This is a genomic window from Solidesulfovibrio aerotolerans (assembly GCF_009856865.1).
Taxonomy (GTDB): Bacteria; Desulfobacterota; Desulfovibrionia; order Desulfovibrionales; family Desulfovibrionaceae; genus Solidesulfovibrio; species Solidesulfovibrio aerotolerans.
This window is the reverse complement of sequence record NZ_WVUD01000118.1, coordinates 1-917: the sequence shown is the minus strand read 5'-3', so window position 1 is coordinate 917 and position 917 is coordinate 1. Positions and strand designations below refer to the sequence as shown.

General features: G+C 55.1%; 1 protein-coding gene. It reads left to right on the top strand.

Annotated elements, in window-relative coordinates; all coding sequences use genetic code 11:
• Positions 1 to 917, top strand: a 917-nt coding sequence (locus GTA51_RS20345; RefSeq protein ID WP_211922684.1) for a tetratricopeptide repeat protein, incomplete at both ends; no start/stop codon positions are given.

The following is a 917-nucleotide window of genomic DNA, read 5'->3' as shown; positions in this document are numbered from 1 at the left end:
ATATCCCGCCGTTGCCGACGGCGGGAACAACCCTTTAGAGCACTTCCTGCGCTGTGGAATGCGCAGGTGCTTGCAGTCCCTGCCGAGCGATCTGCCCGACCTGGAGGACCGCATCGAGCGCGTGCTTCGGGACGATCCGGACAACCTCTATATTTTGCGGGTACTCATCCCGATCCGCTTCCAACAGGGGCGGTATGAGGATGTTGTGTCCACCGTGGGGCGCATCGATCCGGTGGATGTTAGCCCCGGCGAGACACTGTTTCTATTGTTAGCACAAAATTCTCTGTCCTGGCGGAAATATGATCTGGCACTTTGCGTCGAGATCTACCACGAAATCTTGAAACTTACGCCCACAGATGTGTTCGCTAGAAACCATCGAGGTCGATTGCTGAGGATGCTCGGCCGTCATAAGGAGGCGGCAGAGGAGTTGGAACGAGCCGCCAAGGCTGGAGGAGCGGGATCACCTGAGGCCCGGGACTACGTGGAATTTGCAAAGGAGATATCGCTAGCCGAGGATCTGGAGGCACAGGCATTGAAGGCCCTGGCGGTCGGGGACGCAATCGGTGCCCACCGCTTGGTTCGTGAAGCAGAGGTTCTTCGGCCTGGTGCACAGGCTCGCGTCTTTGGTGCGCAGTCTTGTCCCCAGGGAAAGGGGAATGCCGGTTTGCTTCTGATTGATAGTAGTTTTCCTTCCCCGGTGTCGAGTTTCCGATACGGCGAATTTTCATCTTATCTTGAAGCCATCCCGGACAGCCGCATTTACTCGTCACTGTGGGAGGTCAGTCCTTACGGAAGTGGGGAGAATTTTCTTGAATCAACATTACGTTATTCGAAAAAATCTGGGGTTGACATTAGTCGAGTGCAGAGTTTCGATGCCAACCGAGATATGACGTGTCGCCTTGCATACTGCGTATTTG